23 protein-coding genes are annotated in these 24,202 nt (G+C 40.3%); 11 read left to right on the top strand and 12 right to left on the bottom strand.

Annotated features, from left to right (window positions below):
• Positions 1-32: 32 nt before the first annotated feature.
• The 8 genes from V7L20_RS24940 to V7L20_RS24905 all read right to left on the bottom strand — a co-directional run bounded on the left by V7L20_RS24940 (position 33) and on the right by V7L20_RS24905 (position 8,963).
• On the bottom strand, positions 33-989 hold the full coding sequence (locus V7L20_RS24940) for an MDR/zinc-dependent alcohol dehydrogenase-like family protein (RefSeq protein ID WP_334746642.1): 957 nt from the start codon (positions 987-989) through the stop codon (positions 33-35).
• 425 nt (positions 990-1,414) lie between these two features.
• A complete protein-coding gene (locus V7L20_RS24935; RefSeq protein ID WP_334746641.1) occupies positions 1,415-1,990 on the bottom strand; it encodes a hypothetical protein in 576 nt (191 codons plus the stop codon).
• A gap of 217 nt (positions 1,991-2,207) precedes the next feature.
• A complete protein-coding gene (locus V7L20_RS24930; protein WP_334746640.1) occupies positions 2,208-3,014 on the bottom strand; it encodes an inositol monophosphatase family protein in 807 nt (268 codons plus the stop codon).
• A gap of 49 nt (positions 3,015-3,063) precedes the next feature.
• Positions 3,064-4,497 carry a BCD family MFS transporter gene (locus V7L20_RS24925; protein ID WP_334746639.1) on the bottom strand — a complete coding sequence of 478 codons (1,434 nt, stop codon included), beginning with the start codon at positions 4,495-4,497 and terminating at the stop codon, positions 3,064-3,066.
• A 314-nt stretch (positions 4,498-4,811) separates the two neighbouring features.
• Positions 4,812-5,051 carry a hypothetical protein gene (locus V7L20_RS24920; RefSeq protein ID WP_334746638.1) on the bottom strand — a complete coding sequence of 80 codons (240 nt, stop codon included), beginning with the start codon at positions 5,049-5,051 and terminating at the stop codon, positions 4,812-4,814.
• 334 nt (positions 5,052-5,385) lie between these two features.
• Positions 5,386-6,369, bottom strand: a complete 984-nt coding sequence (locus V7L20_RS24915; RefSeq protein ID WP_334746637.1) for a polysaccharide deacetylase family protein — start codon at positions 6,367-6,369, stop codon at positions 5,386-5,388.
• A 398-nt stretch (positions 6,370-6,767) separates the two neighbouring features.
• Positions 6,768-7,652: an aspartoacylase gene (locus V7L20_RS24910; protein WP_334746636.1), complete on the bottom strand. Its 885-nt coding sequence runs from the start codon at positions 7,650-7,652 to the stop codon at positions 6,768-6,770.
• A 255-nt stretch (positions 7,653-7,907) separates the two neighbouring features.
• Positions 7,908-8,963 carry a glutathione S-transferase family protein gene (locus tag V7L20_RS24905; RefSeq protein WP_334746635.1) on the bottom strand — a complete coding sequence of 352 codons (1,056 nt, stop codon included), beginning with the start codon at positions 8,961-8,963 and terminating at the stop codon, positions 7,908-7,910.
• Between the two features lie 715 nt (positions 8,964-9,678).
• On the opposite strand from V7L20_RS24905, the gene V7L20_RS24900 reads away from it, so the two are divergent.
• Both V7L20_RS24900 and V7L20_RS24895 read left to right on the top strand, forming a co-directional pair.
• Complete coding sequence (locus tag V7L20_RS24900; protein ID WP_334746634.1) at positions 9,679-11,166, top strand: galactose oxidase-like domain-containing protein; 1,488 nt, start codon at positions 9,679-9,681, stop codon at positions 11,164-11,166.
• 64 nt (positions 11,167-11,230) lie between these two features.
• A complete protein-coding gene (locus V7L20_RS24895; protein ID WP_334746633.1) occupies positions 11,231-12,382 on the top strand; it encodes a hypothetical protein in 1,152 nt (383 codons plus the stop codon).
• Between the two features lie 582 nt (positions 12,383-12,964).
• On the opposite strand, the gene rbsK is transcribed toward V7L20_RS24895, so the two are convergent.
• Both rbsK and V7L20_RS24885 read right to left on the bottom strand, forming a co-directional pair.
• Entirely contained in the window at positions 12,965-13,918 is a 954-nt protein-coding gene (gene rbsK, locus V7L20_RS24890; protein ID WP_334746632.1) for a ribokinase, read from the bottom strand.
• Between the two features lie 233 nt (positions 13,919-14,151).
• Complete coding sequence (locus tag V7L20_RS24885) at positions 14,152-15,459, bottom strand: Nramp family divalent metal transporter (protein WP_334746631.1); 1,308 nt, start codon at positions 15,457-15,459, stop codon at positions 14,152-14,154.
• Positions 15,460-15,641: 182 nt separating this feature from the next.
• Here V7L20_RS24885 and V7L20_RS24880 point away from each other — a divergent pair, with 182 nt between their 5' ends.
• From V7L20_RS24880 to V7L20_RS24860, 5 genes are all read left to right on the top strand, one after another.
• Positions 15,642-15,809: a hypothetical protein gene (locus tag V7L20_RS24880; protein ID WP_334746630.1), complete on the top strand. Its 168-nt coding sequence runs from the start codon at positions 15,642-15,644 to the stop codon at positions 15,807-15,809.
• Between the two features lie 47 nt (positions 15,810-15,856).
• Positions 15,857-17,665, top strand: a complete 1,809-nt coding sequence (locus tag V7L20_RS24875) for an ABC transporter ATP-binding protein (protein WP_334746629.1) — start codon at positions 15,857-15,859, stop codon at positions 17,663-17,665.
• Between the two features lie 59 nt (positions 17,666-17,724).
• Entirely contained in the window at positions 17,725-18,153 is a 429-nt protein-coding gene (gene ccmS / locus V7L20_RS24870; RefSeq protein WP_334746628.1) for a beta-carboxysome assembly chaperone CcmS, read from the top strand.
• Positions 18,154-18,212: 59 nt separating this feature from the next.
• The gene (locus V7L20_RS24865; RefSeq protein ID WP_334746627.1) at positions 18,213-18,512 is read left to right on the top strand and encodes an AlbA family DNA-binding domain-containing protein; all 300 of its coding nucleotides are present in this window, start codon (positions 18,213-18,215) and stop codon (positions 18,510-18,512) included.
• 129 nt (positions 18,513-18,641) lie between these two features.
• The gene (locus V7L20_RS24860) at positions 18,642-19,004 is read left to right on the top strand and encodes a hypothetical protein (RefSeq protein WP_334746626.1); all 363 of its coding nucleotides are present in this window, start codon (positions 18,642-18,644) and stop codon (positions 19,002-19,004) included.
• Between the two features lie 491 nt (positions 19,005-19,495).
• Here V7L20_RS24860 and V7L20_RS24855 read toward each other — a convergent pair whose 3' ends face one another.
• Positions 19,496-19,927, bottom strand: coding sequence for a biotin carboxylase (locus V7L20_RS24855; protein ID WP_334746625.1), 432 nt, complete (start codon positions 19,925-19,927; stop codon positions 19,496-19,498).
• Positions 19,928-20,061: 134 nt separating this feature from the next.
• On the opposite strand from V7L20_RS24855, the gene V7L20_RS24850 reads away from it, so the two are divergent.
• From V7L20_RS24850 to V7L20_RS24840, 3 genes are all read left to right on the top strand, one after another.
• A complete protein-coding gene (locus tag V7L20_RS24850) occupies positions 20,062-20,673 on the top strand; it encodes a hypothetical protein (RefSeq protein ID WP_334746624.1) in 612 nt (203 codons plus the stop codon).
• 72 nt (positions 20,674-20,745) lie between these two features.
• On the top strand, positions 20,746-21,045 hold the full coding sequence (locus V7L20_RS24845; protein ID WP_334746623.1) for a type II toxin-antitoxin system TacA family antitoxin: 300 nt from the start codon (positions 20,746-20,748) through the stop codon (positions 21,043-21,045).
• On the top strand, positions 21,029-21,547 hold the full coding sequence (locus tag V7L20_RS24840; protein ID WP_334746622.1) for a GNAT family N-acetyltransferase: 519 nt from the start codon (positions 21,029-21,031) through the stop codon (positions 21,545-21,547). Before V7L20_RS24845 ends, V7L20_RS24840 begins: the two co-directional genes overlap by 17 nt.
• Positions 21,548-21,563: 16 nt before the next feature.
• Here V7L20_RS24840 and V7L20_RS24835 read toward each other — a convergent pair whose 3' ends face one another.
• On the bottom strand, positions 21,564-22,766 hold the full coding sequence (locus V7L20_RS24835) for an alpha/beta hydrolase (protein WP_334746621.1): 1,203 nt from the start codon (positions 22,764-22,766) through the stop codon (positions 21,564-21,566).
• Positions 22,767-23,200: 434 nt separating this feature from the next.
• Between V7L20_RS24835 and V7L20_RS24830 the strand changes: the two genes are divergently transcribed.
• The gene (locus V7L20_RS24830; RefSeq protein ID WP_334746620.1) at positions 23,201-24,202 is read left to right on the top strand and encodes a helix-turn-helix domain-containing protein; all 1,002 of its coding nucleotides are present in this window, start codon (positions 23,201-23,203) and stop codon (positions 24,200-24,202) included.

The following is a 24,202-nucleotide window of genomic DNA, read 5'->3' as shown; positions in this document are numbered from 1 at the left end:
TTATCCTCTTCACCATGCCCAATGCCCAATCACTATTGACCAATCTCTAACAATATCTTCAAAACACCGCGACTCTGAGCGTGTTCAAAAGCCGCAAGCCCTTCAATGAGAGGATACGAAGCCTGAATGAGAGGTTGCACGTCAACTTGTCCTGTGGCTAGTAGCTGGAGGGCTGGGAGAAAGGGCCCACAACGGGAGCCGATCAGGGTAATTTCATCCACTACCAACGAGGATGCATCTAGGCTAAGGTTGCCAGCATAAGTACTTTTAAGCACTAATGTGCCACGGGGACGTAGGGCGCGGCGGGCGATCGCAAATCCTTCTGGGTTGCCAGTACATTCTACTGAGATATCAAAATATCCATCTATAACAGTGTCGGCTAGGCTCGTTTTTATCCCCCGCGCCTCTAAATTAGCCAGTTTGTCTCGATGACGCCCCACAGCTAAGAGTTCACAGCCAGTTAAGGCAAGTGTCTGGGCTACTAACTGCCCTAATTTGCCATCTCCAACCACTAGTACCCGATCATTTTGATGCAATGCCACTTGCTGTTGAATTTCTAAAGCTGCTGCTATAGGTTCGGTAAATGTTGCTATTTCTGTTGGCACATTATCAGGTACTAAATGTAAATTCTCCACTGGCAAACAGAGATATTCACCAAAGGCTCCATTTCGGTTGACAATACCTAGAACTGTGCGATTTTCGCAGTGAGTTGGTTGTCCACTACGACAAAACCGACAATGCCCACAAACAGCGTTGATTTCTCCAACTACGCGTTGGTTAACTAGGTGTTCTGGCCCTTGTTCAACAACACCAACAAATTCATGCCCTAAAATACCAGTGTAAGGATAGTAGCCTCTAAGTAGTTCTATGTCAGTGTTACAGATACCCGCACGTAAAACGCGCACCAAGGCTTCTCCCTGTGGTGGTTCAGGAATGGGTATATCCGTGCGTAGTTCCAACTGGTTATTTTCGAGCCAAAGTCCTTTCATTTCTCTTCACATCCTTTGCCTAGTTATATTGTCATACCACTTTTAAAAATCTTTACAAAATAATCAATTGATTATATCAGCGTACAAATGTATCTTTCTAAGCTGTCGTGCATACAAGTTCATCGGTGTCAACTTAACGTAAAAGCTAGATTTGGCAAACTTTCCAGGTTTGACCCTCACCCCAAGCCCTCTCCCAATTTTGCCAGAGGCGAGTAAATTCTCTAGTTCCCCGAATCCCAAGTTGGAAAAAGGGGTTAGGGGATGAGGGCAAAACGTTCTCTCAAAGCAGATTTTTCTTAAGTTGACACCAATGATACAAGTTGCACTATTTTCATTGTCAAAAAAACTGCAAATCCTCTCCCTTGCTCCCAGCAAAAGCTGCCCCCCTGCAGCCTTAGCAAATTAAATACTTAACATTACCTACCCTATATCTCTGTAGTAGGTATTTCTTTAATAATATTGATTACATCAACTTTACTTAACCAAGTAACAAGATCGTTTGAATCAAGTGCTATTTCACTTCCTAAAGTTTTGATATAAAGAAGTCCGTCGCTAATAATTAAATCTCTAATTGGATACCATGAATCCCGTTTTCTAATCAGAAGTTCCAACGGAATCCCTACTCTTGAAGTATACTTGCGATATTTCCACCAAGCTCGCCATAAAAGCACACATTTAGTACAGTGCATCTCATAGCCTTTAGGAACTTCGCAGTATTGATACTTATAGAAACCTCGACTGTCCACTTCTCCTTTGAGGAGATAACTATATTCTGCTAATGCCTGATTTATCAATTCCCATTGTGATGATTTTGGAGAAATCCAGAATTCAGATAGTGTCTTAGATAGTTGGACGGTGGCAATCACACCTTCGGTTTTTGCTATCAGTTGGTTGGTGTTATAAACTGTTTGTGCTGTCAAAGCAGGATTTGACAATAAAACTTCTTTTTTATAAATAGAGTTTTGCACAAACTCTCGAATTAAATCTAGATTAGACAACATAAAATTATTTATACTAAATTAAGCAGTGTGATGGAAGCCACAACTGTACTTAAATTAGTCGCTACACTGTTATTGCACTAAAATCAGGATTATTACCAGTTTAATTTATACTCAATTCTCTGTGTGACTAAGACTTTGTTAACTTTAATTTCGGGTATATCGCCCTTGACTAAGCTGGTTGACAAAATTACTGTTTTCAAATAAACAGCAAATTATATTAAATTTTTACGCTTTCGAGAAAAGGTTGAAATACCGGAATTAATTCGGGGCGACTAACTACAAGGGTGGGAAAAGAGCGATCGCTATAATCTTCTCCCGGTGACAAGGGAAATGGTTCTGATTTCAGCGATGACCAGACCCCACCAGCAGCCTGAACAATTACCCAAGCCCCGGCTAAGTCCCAAATTTTTGGTGTCGCCTCAATACCACCGAGAGTAGCTCCAGTAGCAACTGTCAAAAAGTTATAGCTAGCCACACCCAACATGCGAATTTTGCAGGGAAAACCGTTCTGGATAACTGCGGTGCTGCGGGAACAGAGGTTAAAAAAGTGATTGTTGCTGGGACTATCTATACTAGTGTGGATGGGGTGGTTGTTGAGAAATGCTCCTGTTGGTGTTGCTAAACCAGATGAACCTGCCCAGAAACCATGAAAAGCTTGATTCAAGGTTGGTGCGTAAACATAACCAAAAATGGGTGTGCCTCGATATAGTAAACCCAGAGATATTGTCCAGAGGGGAATGCCGCGTGTGAAGTTGGTTGTACCGTCGAGAGGATCAATTACCCAGCACCACTCAGTACCAGGAAATGACCGTTCGCTTTCTTCAGTCAAAATGCCGTAACCGGAGAAATTAGAAGCGATCGCATCCCGAATTTCCTGATCTGCCCATTTATCTGCTTGCGTCACCAAACTACCATCAGCTTTTTGGTCAGCCTGTACTTTCCCAAAATCTTGCATTAGTTGCTTGCCCACTCTGGTAGTGGTAGTTTGGGCAAAATCTAGAATTGTTGTCCAAAAATCATTCATTGGTTATTAGTCATTTGTCATTTGTCCCATGCCCTATGCCCCATACAGTCTAGTCTAAATTGCTTTCTAAAACTGAAGTGATCGCAAGCTTTGTACTTGTTTGAAATTCTGTGATGTTCACCCGATTCAGAAACCAAATCGACAGCACCATACCCACGGCTTCTAGAACAAATACCAGTCCATAAGCTAGTTCTAGGCTAGATAGCAGGTTGCGTCCAATATCCAAAACTGTACCTCCAATTACTACAGCCACACCTCTAGAGAGGGACTGCGCTAATCCCCAAGCCCCAATAAACGTACCTGCGGCTTCTGCTGCGGTCAGATCCAACATCAAGCTAATCGCTGCTGTAGTTAAGAAACCTGTGGCTAAACCGAACAAAACCAAACTTAGTTTGAGAACTGCTGCATTAGCTGTGAATCCTGATATACCCAGCAAGATTGCACAGAATGCTACCAACATACAGCCTAGACGTGCAGTTCTGCGCTTACCTAAACGCGGGACAATGTAAAAGCCCGTAACGCCGTAGGCAATCAACAGACCCGTTCCATAAAAAACATTTAATTTAGTACTTTCTGCTAGTGGCATTTTAAACACTTGACCCGCATAAGGTTCCAAAATCGGGTCTTGCATAAACAAACTGATAGTCATCACCAATAAAAAGGTAAAAAATATACCTGTTTGTGGGCTTGCTGTCAAGATTTTCCAAGCATTGCCTAGAGTAATACTATCTTCCCGGTTTATCAGTGTGGAACGGCTTGAATATTGGGAGTATTTTTTTTCTACGCCGAATGTGGATGCGATCGCTAAACCAAATACAATTGCTGGGACGATAAAAAACAATCGGTTGATTGCTGGCTGCAAGGTTTCTACGGTTGCTTCTGGCGTTAACTGTTTTAGCAAGCTGGCACTAATGATTGCTCCAACAATAATCCCCACCATTAGCATTGACCAAACCACACCGACTACTTTAGAACGGTTATCTTCTTCAGATATATCTACCAACAAAGCAGCAAAAGCAGTACTGCTAGCACAAATTCCTAGACCGTATACAGCGAAAACTAAAGCTAAAAGTGCTGTCCAGCCGATTGTTTGGGTTGTCCATACCCAACCACCTGCACTAGTAGCGGCAAGATTCATCTGCCACATTACTTGTACAGCTAAAAATGCTGCGATCGCAAATATTGCCGCGCCTATCCAAACATAAGCTGTGCGCTGGTATCCCCATAACGGTTTGGCATCGGAAATCTGACCAAACCAGACACGCGAAGGAGCAACAAATAAGGGCAGTGCTAGAACTATTGATACCAGCGTCGCCGGAATTGCTATTTCTTGAATCATGACTCTGTTGAGTACCCCTAGAGTCAAAATGGACATCATGCTCAACCCCATCTGAAATAAACCCAGCCGGAACATGGTCAGCAGGTTTACCTTTGGCACAGATAGGGGCTTTGTTTTGGTATCAAATACTTCACCGCTTGCCATAGTTAATTTTTCGTGTGCTTTATTTAGGATTTAATCTCTCTCTTTAAATATAAAGATAAACCCTACTTGCTCTAAATCAGCGAACGAATTGCCAATGTTCTCTTTCATCTCAACTTTGGCACGCGAAGAGATGGAAATGCAGCGATAAAGATTAAAGCAGAAGGTATCAGATAAATATTGAGAAAGGCTTATCTCTGCTGTAAAAGGGGAGCTAAGACCTCATGCTGGGCGAAAATTTAAGTGGAGGCACTGCTTAATTAGTACAGAAACCTGATCTAACCCGGAGTACCGGGTTAGTGATAGATAGTTTACCCTCAATCTTCATGCCGTAACTGCCATGCCGCACCAAAAGCGGCCCCAGCCCCAGCTACTAATCCAGTACTCATTCCTTGGATAGTTTTTTGAATCGGATCTTGGGTTAAGCACTCACTTGTAACCTTACTGTCTTCTAGACAAAGACTACTTTCTGCCCAACCGGCAGTACCTCCTAAAACTACACCAGTTATACTACAGCAAACAACTAGCAGTAAAATCCGTTGGGTTTTTCTAACCATAGATAGATGTGTCAAAAATTAGAGATGGTGATTGACTCTCAATTACTTTACACATACTTGCTAGCAAATGTCAGCTGGTGTCAAGATAACTTGCTAATATTCAAAACTTAGATAACGATTAAAAAATCTGATTGAAGAGAACATTTAAAAAAATAACCTCTGGCAAGGGATATCACCAGAAGTTTTTAATAAAAACATTGGAATAGGTAAATATTATAAAAATAAATTTGTCTTTTTGCCAGGACAATTTCCTCTTTCTCAAAAACAGGTCAAAATTAATTTTATTTGTAATTAAGAATACAAATTGGATTTATCAATCGCATAGCTCATATTTTTACCTCTTTTGAGGCACTAATACAGAAAGTTGACGACCATCGGCTACAGATTTGGCATGTTTGCCAAGAGTCAAAACATTAAACTGACTGGATATAATTTCCAAACTTTTGTTCACTATTGCCAGCTTTTTGTAGGTGGGAAGGCTCATTCCAGGGAAGAATGATAGCTCTGGTACATCCTCTTGACTTACAAAGTCTGTAGGATGGAATAGCAAAGAAGGCTGAACACGCGTCAATTTACACAGCCACAGGGCAATTCGCAGGTAGAGTAACGCCACTTCCGAAGAAAATGTACTTAGATACATTATGTAACTAAAGTGAATTGGCACTTTAAAAATTGGCATGGTGGTAACAGGAATTTCTGTGAGTCTATTTTTACCCATCTTCCACTGGTAAGGTTTCAGAGGCTGCAAACCCTCTTTGAAACCGCCAAAAAGGGCTTCTCGTTTCTTGCGTTCTTCCTTGCTCAGTTTACAAGTCATCAAATAATATGCTCGTGCTATAGGCCCCAAAAATGTGGGAAAAGTCGAAGCATCATACTCATATCCCCGTCGTGCTAAAACTTTCAATACCGCAGGAGAAAAACTGTATCCAGGCCCCCGGAAGCCGATAGGATGTTGATGAGTGACGCGCTTGATATGTTGTTCGGCTAAGGCCACCTCTTGTTCAATCTCATCCTCTGAATACAGATGTAGCCAAGGATCGTGGTAAAATGAATGATTACCTATTTCGTGACCGGCGATTGCGATCGCTTGTAATGCCTTGGTATTCTTTTCCAGCGCTGCATCCTGACCGACAATAAAGACTGTGATTGTCAAATCCCATTGCTGAAAAATATCTAAGAAACGAGGAACTGCAATATCTAAGTAAGAGGGAAAAGTCTCCCAACCCGAAGCGCCTTGATTTTTTAGAAAAGACCAAACATTATCCAAGTCCAAAGAAAGACTGGCGATTGGTTTGTTTCCATCTCGCTTGATTTTCATTATTTTTAAGCGTAAATATAATGTTAAGTTTGGGCTTTATCAATCAAGTTTTATACTTTAACTTATACCAATTCTGTATGAAGATGCGCTTATGGGGCAAGAAATAAAAAACGAACCGCCAAGAGCGCCAAGTATGCCAAGAAATAATCAATTAAGAGATTTAGCGCAGCTTCACAAATAAACGGTATTAGTACTCCTTTAATTTCGACTTGATCAGCCTTTCAGACAACTTTTTACCCTGATATATAATTACTGGTCATCAATATATCATAACCAAGACACATGTAAACGTAAGTTTTACCAATGCTTTATATATAGAAATAATTGATGATTTTGATGCTCAATTTCTACAAGCAATTCCAATAAAGAGCGCTCATATAAAAAAGTCTCTACACGTCTTAGATATTTATTTGCTGCATCTGGGTAAAACACATTGCAATTCCCTTTTCGTAGTAAGCTGCCTCATTAATAAAAATCGGCCAAACGGTAGATGCTCCCTGATAAATAATTATTTTACCATCAAAAGTTATAAAAATCGGATCTCCTGGATTCAAGGCATGATAATCCTTATCCTGAAGCTCTGGATGAATCATCCCAAAGATTGTACCATCCTGTTTTTTTGGATAGTCCACAACTGATAAATGATTATAGAGAATCAACGTTTCGTTAGTTGATGGAGTTGCCCCCTGATTAAACCGTTCTAGATAGTCCAGTACTGCATAAACAAGTTCTTCTGTTTGTTGGAACAGCGTCGCTTTTAAGAGTCCTTGGGCAATAGGCCCAACCTCGATCGCAAAGCCTAATTCGCATAGAGAATTTACAAATGGGTTTTCTTCAATTGATTTAAAAGAGCAGCGATAAATCCTAACTAAAGGATTAATCTGGCTCAGATAAGCAGCCAATTTCAAGTTTAAGGGATGACTGTTTACCAAAATAATTGTCAGACCCATATTAGCTGTACTACTGTGCAAGTCTAAAATAAAATCTGCTTGTTTATCTTTGTTTGATGCTAGGGTATGCTGGATTGATTTAGCTTGCAATTCTTCGTAACTACTCAGAGTCGAATCTTGCAAATCTTGCTTGAGAAAACAACGATTTAAATCTTTCTCTACATATCGCCTCCCCGCCGCAAAAGCGTTAGGATTTGCTAACAGAGTTACTGTCTTAAAACTTTGTCTAGTAATCAAGTCAGGAAACTGGGAAAATTTTTGGATTAGGTAGGCTCCTGTAAACTCATTGCCATGAGTTCCACCAACAATTGCAACTCGATTAATCTGGTTCATGATTCATCATTGGTGTCAACTTAACGTATAAGCTAGATTTGGCGAACTTTCCAGGTTTGAGCCTCACCCCCAACCTTGAAAGCAATTTTGCCAGAGGAAAGCAAATTCTCTAGTTCCCCGAATCCCAAGTTGGGAGAAGGAGTTAGGGGATGAGGACAAAACGTCCTCTCAAAGCAGATTTTTTCTTAAGTTGACACTAATGGTTATTGATCAACTCCAGAATGCAGCCATCGGGGTATTAATTCTCAATCTACCTTATGAAGCATTCACTTTGCCAATGCGATCGCGCCCAGATGGTTGATAAAGATAAGACATATCAGGCCCATCGGGAATTATCCCGCCCGGATTGAGTGGGAATAGATTCCCGTAGTAATCCCGCTTCACACTCTCGACATCGCAGGTGTCAGCTACACCTGGAAGCTGATATAAATCACGTAAATAAGCTCCCAAGTTCTGATAGTCTTGAATTCGCTGCCTATTGCACTTAAACAACCCATAGTAGGCACTATCAAACCGAAATAACGTCGTGAATAAACGGACATCTGCTAGAGTGAGATTATCCTCACATAGATATCGACTAGTCTGTAATGTAATGTCAATCTCATCGAGAGTTGTGAACAGTTCATTACAGGCTTGATTGTATGCTTCTTGGCTCTGGGCAAAACCGCAGCGATACACACCGTTATTTACCGCGTGATAAATCTTTTCATTCCACCAGTCAATCTTTTCTTTGAGTGCTTCTGGGTAAAGATCCAGCGTGGGATTGTTGGCGAACTGATTAAACTCAGAGTTCAGCATAACTATAATCTCTGAACTCTCATTGTTGACAATGGTTTTTGTTTGGTTATCCCATAATATTGGAACTGTAGAGCGTCCACTGTAACCAGGTTCTGCCAACTGATAAAATTCAGCCAGTGTGCGACAACCTTCTTCTTCCTGATTGAATATCCAACCGCCTTCAATGGGAGAAGGAGAGACGATACATACCGATATTACCGCTTCGAGTTTTTTGAGCGATCGCACAACTAAGGTTCGGTGCGCCCAAGGACAGCCCAGCCCAACATAAAGTTTGTAGCGCCCTGCTGCTGGTGGGTGTGGATTACCTCCTTCTGTACCAATGAACTTCCGAAACTGGCTATTAGGACGAATATAAGCTCCCGACTGATTGCTAGGAGCAAGCTTTGACATCATCATCTGCCACATAGCCGTCCAGACAAACTTTCCCAGCCAGATGATCAGCTTGGGAGGTAGTGTCCTACCCTTTTTCTTGGGAAGATTTTTCTTGTCATTCATTGGAGTTGAGTTGCTCATGGCACAATCTTGCTTTGGGAGCGATCGACGTTACCACTATTTATACTAAGTAGGTTTCGATTTTTACAACCCACTCTGAGCTTTACTACTTTACTTTACTACGCTTTGGTTGTATTGTGTATCATTTTCATGACTAAAAATCTCTCAGCTAATTGTCTCAAATTTGCGATCACAGTCAAAAGCGATCAGTTGTGATCCGGTAAATTCTATTAATTATGTATTAAGTATTGTATTATACTTGTATTTCAAACTTTAGCTAATCATTTTTATTCTAATACAAAATAACCCAAAAATATTTTAATTTGCATCCTCTAAAAAACCAATCTCCTGTGAGGTAGGCATTTTGCCCCCCTAGTTGTGCAAATTAAATGTGCGACACCTGAGTGTTCAAAACTAGTTATAAATCGAAGGTCAAAAACACAATTTTTGAGCCAGCGATGCCCAATGCCAAGCCCCCAAAGGTATCCACATCAAATTTAAAAGCGTAGTTCATCCTTTCCGAAAAAATACAGTGCAAGGCTTAATTAGATACTCGATAGCAGGTAAAATTGACAGCGTAATTACTAATAAAAAACGGTATTTAACTAATCTTGTTATAAAAAACATCACATCTTAACATTAGATAAGCCTAAAAAGTATAGATATAATTTTAGGAATCAGTTACTGAGACAAAGAACAAAAACATAAAACCTACGCAGGAATAATTGTAAATAAAGTGACTCAATCTCATAACAACTCTAATCTTCTAGAGGAAACGAATTTAGGGACTTTCATCGCTCAGGCTACTACCACAGACAAATGGGAAGTATTGCCGTATAATGCTCCAATCCTACCTATACATGCCGCTCTACTTCGTACTAGTAAAATATTCTTATTCTGCGGTTCAGGTAATGATCCCAGTCGGTTAAATACTCCCTATGACAGTGTAGTTTGGGATGTGAACAAAGGAACCTTTACCTATCAAAAGGCTCCATTGGATAGTAATAATCAACCGATTGATCTATTTTGCGCTGGTCATTCCTTCCGCCCTGATGGTGGGTTATTGGTTGCGGGTGGAACTTTGCGCTATGACCCATTTTATGGTTCACCAGCTGCTCTGATATTTGATCCTATTGGCGAGAAATGGTTCAAGATACCACCAATGAATAATGGTCGCTGGTATCCTACTTTGTTAACACTAGGCAGTGGTCGGGTCTTTGCAATATCTGGACCGGATAAAGATGGCAAGCTCAATAGACAACCAGAAATTTATTCATATTTCTTTCCAAATGGTTGGAACGCTTTTCCAATAACTAGTTCCTTTGCAGCATACGTGAATCTGTTTCTACTCGATAGTGGAAAGCTTTTTTATTCAGGTGCCCAGATGGGCGGCAACAATGGAATAGCGCCAACTATACTAACCTTGCCAGGGACATTTACAGAATCCATTACAGAAAAAGTGGTGCCAGGGCTACAAGACCCAGCCTTTGGAAATCAAGGTACTAGTGTGCTTTTACCACCTGCACAAGACCAAAAAGTAATGATTCTCGGTGGTGGTAGTGCTGGTACGGCAACAAACAGGGTCAATATTGTAGATTTAAAAGCTACTAACCCAACTTATGTAGCAGCAAAACCTCTGAACTATGCTCGGATGCATCACAGCGCAGTTTTGTTGCCCGATCGCACAGTGTTTGTTTGCAATGGTAGCAAAATGAATGAGGACATCAAACAATCAATGCTGCCAGCAGAAATCTACAATCCAGCTACAAATACCTGGACAGTAGTAGCTAAACAAAATGTCCCTCGCGTATATCACTCAGTAGCATTGCTTCTACCAGATGGTAGGGTAGTCACAGCTGGGGGTAACCCTAACCGGACTGTCAATGAACTGCGATTAGAAATCTACAGTCCTGCGTATATGTCGCGATCGCGCCCAGTTATTCAGAGCGCTCCTGAAGTATTGACCTACGGACAGCAATTTACAATTCAGACACCCCAGGCTGGGAATATTAAATGGGTTAGTCTGATTAAACCAATGGCAACCACTCATTCCTGCGATACAGAACAAAGGTTAGTGGATGTGCGAATTAATTATAGGAACACTACTTCTCTCAATGTCACACTAGCAACCAATCGAAACATAGCAGTACCAGGCTGGTACATGCTTTTTATTAGTGACAACAATGGAACACCCTCAGTAGCAACCTGGACGCGAATATCATAACTTTACCCGTTTACGTTCAATACACTGCTACTTAATAAAAGTCATTAATTCTAGGAGTAGAAATATGAGCTACAAGCTATCACGTCGGCAGTTTGGCCAGTTGGTACTTGGTGGAACTATAGTGTCTGGGCTTAGTTATCTAGGCAATAAAACTTTGGCACAAACACCAAATTTCAAAATTGTAGGTATAGGTTCTGGCTCTATCATCAACACTGACCAAACAGTTAGTCCAGAGGTAGATACCACTGAATTAAATAGTATTACCGCAAACATTGTACCCACAGATATTAAGCCTGTAGGGCTAGGACTTGTTTTGGACTCCTTTGTTTTGCAATCCTTAAATACAGGAAAGGTTCAGCTTCTCAGTCCAATAGTTACTCAGATACTTGCTGAGAGTGGTACATCTTTAGTACAGTCTAATGAAACATTGAGTAGTTTCGCTGTTTTAAGCGATGGCACAATTGCCAAGGTCGGTACAGCTTTAGGAAAGGTCGATGATATATTGAGTAACCTCGGTTCTTTAACGAATGGCATACTTTCCAATGAGGCTCCCAGTCAGGCTCCCAATCAGGTTAGACCTTTAGTAGAGACTAATGAGACATTGAGTGGCTTTACTTGTTTAAGCGATGGCACACTTGTCGTAGCTGCTACTCCTATTACCATTGCAAGGAAACAGGCGACACCTACTCGCATTACATTTTTGAGTACGCCTGTAAAAACTTTGATAATCTCAGGACTTAAACAAAATCAACAGCTTGGAAGCTTGCTAGGCACTAATGATGGGCGACTCATCGGTTTAGTAGGTAAGAAGAACGGTACACCACCGATCACATTGGTAGATATTGACATTGAAACAGGAGAGATCAGTGCTATTAGTAGGGTTAAATTCCCGAAGGATGAGCGAGCCAGTAATCTAGCACAGTGCCCAGATGGAAAACTTTATACCTCTTTAGTTGGATTAAATGGCGATACAACTTTGGTGCAGCTAGACTCAAATCAAAAAAGCCCAATCCGACTGGCACAATTGAAACTTAATGGTAAAGCATGGAATAATGGCTTACAAAGCTTGGTTTGCTCTGGAGCAGGTCAACTCCTAGCATTTGGAGCGCAGAGGTATGAGACACCTAATGCTGTATATAGCATAGATAAGAATAGTGGAAACATGACTCGGCTACAAGACTTTGACGCTGCCCAGATTACCCTTGCTCGTAGCTAGAAGGGATTGAGCCGATATATATGGAAATTGTAAATTGGTTTGAAAAAATTTAACTATTCTTGTAGGATGTGTTAGTGGAGCGTAACGCACCAAAAGCCTAAAGTTGTATCATACTTTCTGCGCTAACACACCCTACGTGGATTTCAAAAATAAAATCGGAGTCTCATAGCAGAAAATGCCGCGAGTATCCACTTTTGGAAGAAACATAATTGTTTGATGCCAAAAACCCTACTATAACCTGAGTTCGGGATAAGAAATCCTCAAAAGCCTTGACTTATTGTTATTCGGTCTGAAGCTTAGTTTGAATCTATTCTCTATAAGGCATGTTGTTGAGATTAGTCTCATTTGTGAACCTTATTGACAAAATGATTCCACTTTAATCGTTTCCTCGATCAGTTAGAGTTTTGTTCAATCCTTATAGAATAAGCTTTTGAGCTTCTGGCTTAACCCGAACTCAGGTTACTATATGGTTGGTCTAAAAAAGCTGATTTACTAAAAGTGGATGCTTCCAAAATGCCAAGCCCTCATCTTACATTGAGGACTTTTTATTGGCATTGATTGGTACACCTTCTTATTAATCCTTCACAAATGCATCTCCTCATCTTTGCTATTCCTGACAGCCCTTTCCCTAAGAAACGCATCAAATGTAAACCTATCCGGTAACGAAGTTTGTGCGCCTGGTTTTGTCGTTGCTAAAGCACCGGCTGCTGCACCCCAAACAACTGCTTGATGTAAAGGAAGTCCTTCAAAAAGTGCCGCACTCAAGCCGCCGTTAAAAGCATCGCCAGCAGCTACTGTGTCAACTGCATGAACTGAAAACGCAGGTACAAAAAACTTTTCCTCAGCAGTGGCACAAAAAACACCTTTAGCACCCAGTTTAACGATCGCACATTTCACACCCCGTTGTAATAAAACTCCAGCTGCTTTAGCTGCAAGTTCTTCTCCATCCACAGGAAAACCCACTAACTGTCCTGCTTCAACTTCATTTGGTGTAATAATGTCCACTAACGGGTAAAGTTCATTTGGGAAATCAGACTGTGCGGGTGCAGGGTCGAGAATTACCGTTATTTTAGTTTTTCTTGCAGCTTTAGCGGCTGCAATTACAGCATTAATCGGAATTTCTAATTGTAAAAGTAGTGCTGTAGCTTCTGGTAATAAATGGGACAATCGTTCTACATCTTCTTGATTGATACACGCATTTGCACCAGGAATTACAATAATTTGATTTTCACCATCATGATTCACAGCGATGATGGCGACTCCAGAACTAACAGTCTCATCCACGAAAATATTGTCAATCTGCACGCCAGATGCTTGCAAATTGTTGACAAGTTCTACACCAAAATCGTCTGCACCTACACGCCCCACCATTTGGGTAGGAATTCCCAATCTTGCTAATGCTACAGCTTGATTTGCTCCTTTACCTCCCGAAACTTTAAAAAATTTTTCTCCTAGCAACGTTTCTCCGGCGACTGGCAAGCGGGGTGCTGTTGCTACCAAATCTATATTTATGCTGCCGAAGACGATAATGCTCATTTTTGTTGATCTTTAAAGTCATTTAGGCTAGTACTACAGCAAGCGATCGCAACTTAATCAAATGATAAATGCTGATTTTGTCGTTGATCCTTAACCAAAGGTTGCGATCAAGAGTAATTTAGAAAATATTTTTTACATTTCTGCTAAGAGAATAACTACCTGTTGCGGTTTCATATCAAAAATTGTTCATTAACTCAACAGCACTGGATTGTTTTACATTACTTAGTCTAAACTCAAGATCCTAAGATAGTTTGTAATAACAACCAAACATTTAGGCCAACGATAATAATAGCAACTAACCAGGCTAAAGATTTTAACCACAAGGGATTCACAAACTCACCCATCAAACGGCGATTACTCGTAAACATAACCAATGGAATCACTGCAAAGGGTAATTGTAAGCTGAGGATAACTTGACTGAAAACAATGAGTTTGCTTGTACTATTTTCACCAAAAATAATGATTGTAATTAACGCTGGAATAATAGCAAGTAAGCGGGTTATTAAACGGCGTAACCAAGATGGAAAGCGAAATTGCAAAAAGCCTTCCATAACAATTTGTCCTGCTAGAGTTGCAGTTAGGGTTGAACTTTGTCCAGAAGCAAGTAAGGCAATGCCAAAAACAGCACTAGCAGCACTCACTCCTAATAATGGTGAAAGCAATTGATAAGCATCTTGAATTTCTGCCACATTCTGATTACCAGAAAAATGAAATGTTGCAGCAGATACAATTAAAATCGCTGAGTTGATAAACAGTGCTAGTGATAATGCAAAAGTTGAATCAATTATACCAAACTTAATTGCTTCCCATCTTTTTTTAGTATTAGGTTGCCAATCACGGGTTTGCACAATTGAGGAGTGTAAATATAAGTTGTGAGGCATCACTGTTGCCCCTAAAATGCCGATAGCAATGTAGAGCATTTCTGAATTTTGTAAAATTTCTTTTTTGGGTAAATATCCCAATAAAATCCCCCCCATATCAGGGCGGGAAAACAGAATTTCTGCTATAAAACAGATACCTACTGTTGCTACCAGCATTATTACCAGGGCTTCTGTATAGCGAAAGCCTTTATTTTGCAGGAATAACAAGACCAGGACATCCAGTGCTGTGATACAAACGCCCCAGACTAAGGGAATACCAAATAAAAGTTGTAGCGCGATCGCACTTCCTAGTAGTTCTGCTAAATCACAAGCTGCGATCGCAATCTCACACAGTACCCACAAACAAAAGCTTACCCTTCGGCTGAAATAATCTCGACAAGCCTGCGCCAAATCTCGCCCTGTAGCAACTCCCAAACGTACACATAGTGATTGCAGTAATATCGCCATCAGGTTCGACAGCAGGATCACTGTTAACAAAGTGTAGCCAAATTTTGACCCCCCAGCGATATCTGTTGCCCAATTTCCAGGATCAATGTATCCGACTGAAACCAGATACCCTGGCCCTGTATAAGCCATCATCTTCCGCCAAAAGCTGCTGTTAGGTACTCTAATACTGCGGTTAACCTCTGGTAAGCTAGGTCTGTTTTCTGGTGGAGTCATTTATTTTGCCATTAAATCTTCTCATATTGTTTTCATAATGTCAGAAAATATAGAATAAACATCAACCTTTAGATGAGTAGGATTAATACGCTTGGGTTAGTCATGAGTCATTTATCCTTAATCATTAGTACAAATAACTAATAACTAATGAATTCTTGACTAGATTTCCCCACGACTTTATTATGAAAACGATCATCTGGTATCTAGCTAAAGCTAAAGGCAAGCCTACTACTACTGCTGTCAGCCCTCCTGTCAAATCGCCACGCAATCCACTAAACAAGCGATCGCTCGAACGGATTACAGTAGATAGAACTATAATTGCGTTCGCCCATCTTCAGACTCAAGACTGAGAACTTTTTTCCGTGGTAATATCAGTTGCACGAAACTGCAAAAAGCCGTGGCTACTGTATTAAAATCTCATCGGGCATCAAGAAGGCGTAAACATTCAACGTATCCTCTCCAGCGATTGCTTGAGTATGGACACCAGTATCGTAAACAAATTTGGCTAGCGACTACTTATTCTATCCTTAATAAATTTTTCGACTTAGCACCACCCGGCTTAATTGGCGTAGCGGTGGATGTAGTTGTTAAACAGCAGGATTCTATAATTGCCCAGTTAGGGGTACGTGATGTCTTTGGACAATTTTTGATTATTTCCTTCCTCACCGTCATTATTTGGATACTAGAATCTGTTTTTGAGTACGCCTACGCTCGACTTTGGCGGAATTTGGCTCAGAATATTCAGCATGACTTGCGTTTGGATGCATACAAACATTTGCAAGAGTTAGAATTGGCTTATTTTGAAGAACGCAGCACTGGCGGTTTAATGTCTATCCTCAGTGATGATATTAACCAATTAGAGCGGTTTTTGGATGGAGGAGCGAATGATATTATCCAAGTTTCCGCAACCGTTTTAATTATTGGCGCTGCTTTCTTTATTTTGGCTCCTAGTGTAGCGTGGATGGCTTTATCACCGATGCCATTTATCCTCTGGGGTTCCTTTGCTTATCAAAGACTACTTGCACCTCGCTACGCCGATGTCCGCGAAAAGGTAGGTTTCCTCAACTCACGTTTGTCAAATAATATTAGCGGAATTACTACTATTAAAAGTTTCACTGCTGAAGCTTATGAAGCTTATCGTTTAGAATTAGATAGTGAAGCTTATCGCCGGAGTAACTTTAAAGCAATTACCCTTTCTGCTGCTTTTGTCCCTTTAATTCGGATGCTAATTTTGGTGGGGTTCACGGCATTACTGTTGTATGGCGGGATGGCAGCAGTTTCTGGAACAATGTCTGTAGGTACTTACAGCGTATTAGTGTTTTTAATCCAGCGATTGTTGTGGCCTCTAACTAGATTAGGCGAAACATTTGACCAATATCAAAGGGCAATGGCTTCTACTAATCGAGTCATGAATTTGTTAGATACTCCTATCGCTATTCATACAGGTAATGTATTGTTACCTATAAATGAAGTGCGCGGTGAAGTCCAATTTAAAAATGTTTATTTTGCCTATAAAGATAGATTTCCAATTATCAAAAATCTGTCTTTAGATATTTCGGCAGGGAAAACCATTGCAATTGTTGGTTCAACGGGTTCTGGTAAAAGCACTTTAGTCAAACTTTTGTTGCGGTTATACGAAGTGCAAACTGGAAGCATTACTGTTGATAGTATTGATTTGCAAAGTTTGAATTTGCAAGATTTACGCCGTTGTATTGGTTTAGTGAGTCAAGATGTCTTTCTATTTCATGGCACTGTAGCAGAGAATATTGCTTATGGCAGCTTTGAGACTACAGAGCAAGAAATCATTACGGCGGCGAAGATAGCGGAGGCGCACGAATTTATTACTGAATTGCCCCAAGGTTATGAGACAATTGTGGGGGAAAGAGGACAAAAGTTGTCTGGTGGACAAAGGCAACGGATTGCGATCGCCCGTGCAGTGTTAAAAAATCCCCCTATTCTGATTTTAGATGAAGCAACCTCAGCAGTAGATAATGAGACAGAAGCAGCAATCCAGCGATCGCTCGAACGGATTACAGTAGATAGAACTACAATTGCGATCGCTCACCGTCTTTCCACCATCCGCAATGCCGATTGCATTTATGTCATGGAACATGGGAAATTAGTAGAGTCTGGAACCCATGAGCAATTGCTAGAGAAAGATGGGATTTATTCTGGTCTCTGGCGTGTACAGTCAGGTTTAAGATAACTTTCGCCCCTTGTTTCGGTTTTAATTACGAATTACGAATTACGAATTACGAATTATTTATGTTTTTTGGTAATAGTCAACCAGAATCAAGTGATAACAAGTGGCGTCGCCAGTTGGATAAATTTGTCAAAGCAAATCAGCAGGAATTGGCGGCGCTGTTTTGGGGATTGTGGTTAGCAAATGGTGACAGTCAGGGTACTGTTGGTATTGATTTGCAACCAACGCCGCATTTTGTTTATTGTCCGAAAGAGCAGATAGAGAATTTAAATATTAAGGTTGATAATCGACTTCAGGAAATTTTGGGAATTGTTGATAATCATCAGCCGGAAGTAGAGGTTGTGATGATTGGGATTGGGAAGGGGGAAATTAAGTTAATTCAGTTTGCACCGGAACCACCACCACCGATTTGTTTTGAGCAAGCTGGTAAAGATGTGGATGGGTTATTGGAAGTTTTAGAACAAAAGATGAATGAGCATTTTTCAAGTTAATAACTTGATGAATGTTATTTTGCTAATTAAACTTTGATGCCATAAGGTTTGATTTTTATATGTCCTCAAACACTAAGCAAAGTAAAAGTTGGAAAGAAGATTTTGCTCAATTTTTTGAATCTCCAAGTCGAGAAACTTTGCGTGAATTACTCCGCAACACTACAGGAGAATATGATGATCTAGACTTTAAAAGTGAGCTTGTTTCCGATGATGAAATAGCTAAAAACATTCTTGGTATGGCTAATAAATCTGGTGGTGCAATTATTTTTGGTGTTGAGGAAAAAAAAGAAGATAACAGTTTTAACTCTAAGGGATTGTCCGACTTAAATGATAAAACTGATTTTAAAAATAAAGTTTAAAAATATCTTCCGTCTCAGTTAAATTTTGATATTATAGATTTTTCATACGAAGAATCAGAATATCCAAAACTAAAAGGTAAACTATTTCGGGTTGTTATTATAGAATATAATCCACGATATATTCCCTTTTTGCCTAAGAAAGATAGTGATAAAATTAAGCGTTATCACATATTTATTAGACACAACACTAGCACTATCACTGCTGAATATGAACATTTGCAAGATATTTTAAATCGTAGGGTAGAAACGACATATTCCTTTACTACAGAAATGTCTCTAGCTGAACACCTTGCTCAATTAAAAGAACTATATTCAATGATACAAAAGAATAAACCTGGTTCAGCTTTGGCTTTGAACTTTTTGGAAAATACATATTTTATACAGAAAAATCCATATTATCCAAAAGAAGAATATGATGCTTTTATTAGTAGAATGATTTGTGTAAATAAGGAAGTAATAGAAGCTATAATCCAAAGAAAAGAACCTTTATAAAGCAAAGTTTTAAATAAAGTGCGGTCAATACTATCAAGTATGCACGCAATAAGTATATGTAAATTTTTCCTGATCACATTGATTTAAAAAAAAGCAGCTGGCGAAATGTGAAAAAACTCCGCGAGTTTGCGAATGTAGTTAAATGTCAGCTTGCGGCGTCTACTCAACACTTCAGATACAATAGACTCGGTTTTAAAAATAGGAATTAAGTCTTTCTGCTGCAAACCAAATTCGGCTATTAACGCTTGAAGTAATTCTGTGCTATGAATATCAGGTATAAAATGATATTTTTGTTCGGACTCTGAAACCAGAGTAGCTAAAACATTGAGATAATCTTGTTAGTAAAAGTGTTAATTCACCTTTGTCAATTAGGAAATCGATTATTTCTTGCGTAGCCAGCAGTTCTTCCTGGAAAGTCATGGGTTGCTCCCACGCTTCGGTAACACTAATATCAATGCACTGGCTCCAAAATCTCAAATTCAAAATTGGTATTACTTACGCACTTGGCCGCTAAATCCAGCTGCTTTAAACTGCTTCAGCTTCAACGGAGTAGGCTGATTCGCAGGTACAGAAATTCTCAATTCAAAATCGCTAATCCCTGGTGGTACCTCAGCAATAGAACCTAAGCGAGTCCGATTTTGCATTACCGAGTCATTGTTGGCATCATAGATGCGTCCAAAAATATCTGCGTCGTAGACTGTTTTGTAAGTGCCATTTTCTGCTTTGCCAGTAACAAGAAAACAATTAGCAACCGTGCTACCACTACTTGTAACAGCCCCTTGTGCAAGTTCTGGTGGACAATCTTTATAGGATACATCAAATAATCTAATCTGTGTTAACGCTACAGCTGGGGAAATGCTCACCCACGATAGAAAGGTGATGACACAGGAAATAAAAACGACCGTGAGTGAGCGCAAGCGCATAAAAGACTCCGTGGCTTAATCTAACAATATGTAACTTATAACCTCAGCTTACCTGAATTTCACTACAAGGAATTGAAGACTTTAATTTAACCTTTGTAATAATTAGGGAAATAACCCTCAATTGCTATTAACTTATGACTCCAGATGAGATTGAAGCATCTATGCTCGCAGCCTTTAATGATTGTGATGCAGCAAGCTGTCCTCTCACTGACATGCAAAAAGAGATATTACTACAAGTCGTCGAGCAAATTCAGGGAAATTCTACCTCTAGAGCATCAGCTATTGTTAACCCCTTAGACGAACTTACCCCAGAGGAGTTAGAAGCATTTTTACAATTTGTTAAGGATGAAGAACAACGCAACCGCACTTGGAAAGTGCAATTACTCAACGACTGGCTACTAGAAAATGACTCTGGAGCAGTACAATTTATTCGGCAACGCTATGGTTTACAGTGGCTCAATCGTGTAGAGTCATATCATTTTGATAAGTATTCTTATTTTGAGGATGCACTAAAGCTAAGAATAGGCGATCGCATAGAAGTTTCCAATGCATTATGGGAATGGGTGCAAGAAGATGGGCCTTGTAAGCGCGAATGGTTTCCCTGTATGGTGATTAAGGTCGAGGAAATTAGCAACGGTGATGATACCTCTACTAACTGCATCGTCCGCTTCTTCAACGGCGCTGAGTATGAAATTCAGGGCATCTACGAATGGAATCGCTATAACTGGCGCTGGCCTCAAAAGTAGATGTTGAAATATTTTTAATAGATACGGCATAATGCCGTATAGATTTTAAATATAGACTTATATTTGTGTTTTATGAGTGATAACATTTTGCAACAGACAGCTCGATTAGAAGCACGCGTCAATCCTGAGATAAAAGCTCTATGGCAAAAAGCTGCAGATTTACAGGGAGTTACCTTGACGGATTTTGTCATCGCCAGCGTTCAGGAAGCAGCTTACAACGTTATACACCAGCATCAAACACTCAAACTCAGTTTAGAAGATGCTGAAGCTTTTGTAGAAGCTCTGCAAAACTTACCGAAACCTTCCGATTCTCTCATCGCAGCAGCTTTACGTTACAAACAAATAATCCCAAAAAATGGTGTTAACGATTGAGTTGCTAGATAGTAAAAGGCATAACCGCTCAATTTTTGTTTGTGGAAATGATAGTTTAGACACCTATATAGTTAAAGATGCATCTCAAGACCTGAAGAAAAAAGTCGCTACAGTGTTTGTTTTGATTGAGTCTCCAAGCATGGATATTATTGCTTATTACACTCTTTCAACTTACACAGTAGATATTACTAATCTAGATAAAACCTTTACCAAGAGTTTACCTCGCTATCCTTTGCTGCCAGCTATTTTACTCGGTCGTGTTGCTGTTGATAGCAGTCGTCAAGGTCAAGGTTTAGGAGGAGTGATTCTGATAGATGCTTTGAAGCGTGTCCTAAGAGCTACAGAGCAAGTTGCATCCGTTGCAGTAATTGTAGAAGCTATAGATGAAAAAGCAGTTAACTTTTATCAAAAATACGGTTTTCAACAATTTAAAGAACATTCGTTCAAGCTTTATCTACCTGTTAAAGCGATTGAGGAACTTTGTCTACGTTTTGAAATTTAAGTGTATGTTAATAAAATTATTGCTTAAACAATGCCCAAGCCAAAAATCTCTCGGTATAATATAACGCTAATTGATTGCTCACACCGTTGAAAACGGCATCAAAAGCGTGTTCTGCCCAAGGAATTTCTAGAAAAACCGCAGTATTACCAGAATTATGTAAACTTTCGTACATTTGTTTGCCAAATCGCGCTTGCACTAAATGGTCACGACTGCCATAAATTAATAAAGTTGGTGGTAAAGGGTGCGTCAGATAATTTATTGGTGAAGCAATTTTATACTGATTAGGCAATTCTTCTAAAGAACCACCGAGAAATGCTTTTAAAACAGCGCGGGTGTTAATAGGATCGGGATTTGGTGGTGTTTTGTATCCCTCCGTTAAGTTAACAGGCCCGTAATAGTTCACTACAGCACGAATGGGTGGTGCATCTGGTTGATAAGCGGCTAACATTGCTAGGTGCGCTCCTGCAGAACGCCCTAAAAGTACCATACGTTCTGGATCGGCTTCATATTCTGCTGCATGTTTACGAATAAAATTTAGGGCTATACGCACATCATCTAACTGAACTGGAAACTGATATTTAGGTGCATGTCGATAGGCGATCGCAAATACCGTATATCCCTGATGAGCGATATATTGATTAAACTCCAAGTTTGCATGAGGGTTGCCATATTGCCAAGCTCCACCATAAATTACTACCACTGCTGGATATTTCCCTACCTTTGAGGGTTGGTAAACTTCCATTTTTAAAGCCACTCCCGCAGGAAAAGCAAAGATAATATCTTTTTTATGACGCGTTTTCCTTGATGCAATACCCCCGAAAAAATTAACTAATTCAAAGGGATGCGTTAACATCTTTGCCCTTACTTGGACTGGAATTTGCTCTAGATAATTTGCTCCCAATCCTTGCTTCATCGCTTTAGCCATCTGCATTTGAGTTGGTGGAATATTCATTAGCACCCATCCACAAATTAGCAATCCGATGAAGGTGAAAATGCAAGCTAAACGCTGTAGTTTACGGCGACGAATGTAGAAGAAAGAAAGCAAAAAAGAGAGCAAATTTAATAACAATAACCAAGGACTGATTTCTGGCGCTCCAACTGCCAGGGTGAGTAAAAACATATTTGGAGCCGGAAGAAGAATCCAAGAACTAAGAAACAAGCTTGTAAAACTTAGTAATAATGCAAGCCATGATAAAAGTACTTTAGGTTTAGCAAACATAGATTAAAGTGCAGTAATAACACTCCAAAAAAGTACAACTTATCCAGCAACTCTAAGATACAGATGACTTTATCACCCCATAAGAAGCAGTATAGTCAGTTCCTGGTGTTTCTACTTTGCTTTGCTCTTATCATCTGCAATTACAAAGTCTGTCCTGACTCATGCGTGAGAGCGCCAGATATATTGAATTGTGCTGTTGTCAATAGTTAGGGATAAATCGCGGTAAAATTATTGAAATTAATTAGCAATAAATAGAGCTTGTGATTGAGGGCAACAAATACTATATCTCAAGCGACGGAGCGGCTTTACTCCTTACCTAAAAGCTTGTACTGGTTTCCCGTCGCTTTCAATATAAAGATGCAAATTATTCTTATCTATAGCTGACAATTAGCCGTCTAGATTGATCATTCACCTGACCTACCCCAAGACTCGCCATGACCATCACCCTTTCAGAACAGGCACACAACGAACTATGGCAGGAAGCTAAAGAAACCACCCCTTTAATAACTGCAAAGGAGCAATCCAATCAGTGGGATTGTATAAATCAATATCCGCCGACTTTGGGGCAGGGATTAATTCGGGCAATCCGGTTGCGTGAAGGAATATGGTTGTGGATCAAGGACTATCAACTGCACGATGATCTCGTGGTCAGAGATTGTGATTATTTTCAAGGGTTGGGATTTAGCTTCTTTTTGCAAGGAGAATACACCTATGATGACGTGCCGCATCAAGCAGGGCAGCATCTTGTTTGTGGTAGCGGGAGCCAAGCCGCAACTACTCGTAAGGACTTTGCCAAACAGCGATTTTTGCGAATTGATCTAGGACTGCAACCAGGGGTGCTGCGATCGTTTCTGGGCAATGACTCAGGCGAACTTCCTCCCGAATTACAACATCTGGTTCATTCCCCTGATCAACCCTCTAACTGGCATTTGTGTACGACAACCCCTGTTATGCAAAACATTGCACGGCAGATTTTGCAGTGTCCTTACCAGGGGATTTCTAGACGCATTGAGCTGGAGAGCAAAGCATTGCAACTACTGGCTTTGTTAGTGGAACGGGAAATCGAGATGCGAACAGGGGAGCGCCAGATTTCTTCACTCAATCTTGATCAGTTAGATCGCATGCACCGTGTTGAAGAGATTTTGCGCTCTCAGATTCACAACCGACCTTCATTGGAGCAGTTAGCGCGGCAGGTAGGACTGAATGAATGCACCCTCAAGCAAGGATTTCGTCAGGTGTTTGGTAAGACGATATTTACCTATTTTCGTGACTATCAACTCAAACAAGCCCAGCAACTTCTGGTGACAGGCAATTTTAAGGTGGAAGAAGTGGCGCAGATGGTGGGCTATGGCGATCGCAGTGCTTTTACCAAGGCATTTCGCCGCAAGTTTAATATTAGTCCAAGCGATTGTCGTCGATCAATCCAGTACTTCTAA

It is taken from the genome of Nostoc sp., from assembly GCF_036916735.1.
Classification (GTDB): domain Bacteria; phylum Cyanobacteriota; class Cyanobacteriia; order Cyanobacteriales; family Nostocaceae; genus Nostoc.
Note: the sequence above shows the minus strand (reverse complement) of the source record. Positions and strands in the feature narration are given on the sequence as shown.

Coding starts and splice junctions, on each gene's coding strand:
- V7L20_RS24940 (WP_334746642.1), bottom strand. CDS start 989: ATGAAAGGACTTTGGCTCGAAAATAACCAGTTGGAACTACGCACGGAT.
- V7L20_RS24935 (WP_334746641.1), bottom strand. CDS start 1,990: ATGTTGTCTAATCTAGATTTAATTCGAGAGTTTGTGCAAAACTCTATT.
- V7L20_RS24930 (WP_334746640.1), bottom strand. CDS start 3,014: ATGAATGATTTTTGGACAACAATTCTAGATTTTGCCCAAACTACCACT.
- V7L20_RS24925 (WP_334746639.1), bottom strand. CDS start 4,497: ATGGCAAGCGGTGAAGTATTTGATACCAAAACAAAGCCCCTATCTGTG.
- V7L20_RS24920 (WP_334746638.1), bottom strand. CDS start 5,051: ATGGTTAGAAAAACCCAACGGATTTTACTGCTAGTTGTTTGCTGTAGT.
- V7L20_RS24915 (WP_334746637.1), bottom strand. CDS start 6,369: ATGAAAATCAAGCGAGATGGAAACAAACCAATCGCCAGTCTTTCTTTG.
- V7L20_RS24910 (WP_334746636.1), bottom strand. CDS start 7,652: ATGAACCAGATTAATCGAGTTGCAATTGTTGGTGGAACTCATGGCAAT.
- V7L20_RS24905 (WP_334746635.1), bottom strand. CDS start 8,963: ATGAGCAACTCAACTCCAATGAATGACAAGAAAAATCTTCCCAAGAAA.
- V7L20_RS24895 (WP_334746633.1), top strand. CDS start 11,231: ATGAGCTACAAGCTATCACGTCGGCAGTTTGGCCAGTTGGTACTTGGT.
- rbsK (WP_334746632.1), bottom strand. CDS start 13,918: ATGAGCATTATCGTCTTCGGCAGCATAAATATAGATTTGGTAGCAACA.
- V7L20_RS24885 (WP_334746631.1), bottom strand. CDS start 15,459: ATGACTCCACCAGAAAACAGACCTAGCTTACCAGAGGTTAACCGCAGT.
- V7L20_RS24880 (WP_334746630.1), top strand. CDS start 15,642: ATGAAAACGATCATCTGGTATCTAGCTAAAGCTAAAGGCAAGCCTACT.
- ccmS (WP_334746628.1), top strand. CDS start 17,725: ATGTTTTTTGGTAATAGTCAACCAGAATCAAGTGATAACAAGTGGCGT.
- V7L20_RS24865 (WP_334746627.1), top strand. CDS start 18,213: ATGTCCTCAAACACTAAGCAAAGTAAAAGTTGGAAAGAAGATTTTGCT.
- V7L20_RS24855 (WP_334746625.1), bottom strand. CDS start 19,927: ATGCGCTTGCGCTCACTCACGGTCGTTTTTATTTCCTGTGTCATCACC.
- V7L20_RS24850 (WP_334746624.1), top strand. CDS start 20,062: ATGACTCCAGATGAGATTGAAGCATCTATGCTCGCAGCCTTTAATGAT.
- V7L20_RS24845 (WP_334746623.1), top strand. CDS start 20,746: ATGAGTGATAACATTTTGCAACAGACAGCTCGATTAGAAGCACGCGTC.
- V7L20_RS24840 (WP_334746622.1), top strand. CDS start 21,029: ATGGTGTTAACGATTGAGTTGCTAGATAGTAAAAGGCATAACCGCTCA.
- V7L20_RS24835 (WP_334746621.1), bottom strand. CDS start 22,766: ATGTTTGCTAAACCTAAAGTACTTTTATCATGGCTTGCATTATTACTA.
- V7L20_RS24830 (WP_334746620.1), top strand. CDS start 23,201: ATGACCATCACCCTTTCAGAACAGGCACACAACGAACTATGGCAGGAA.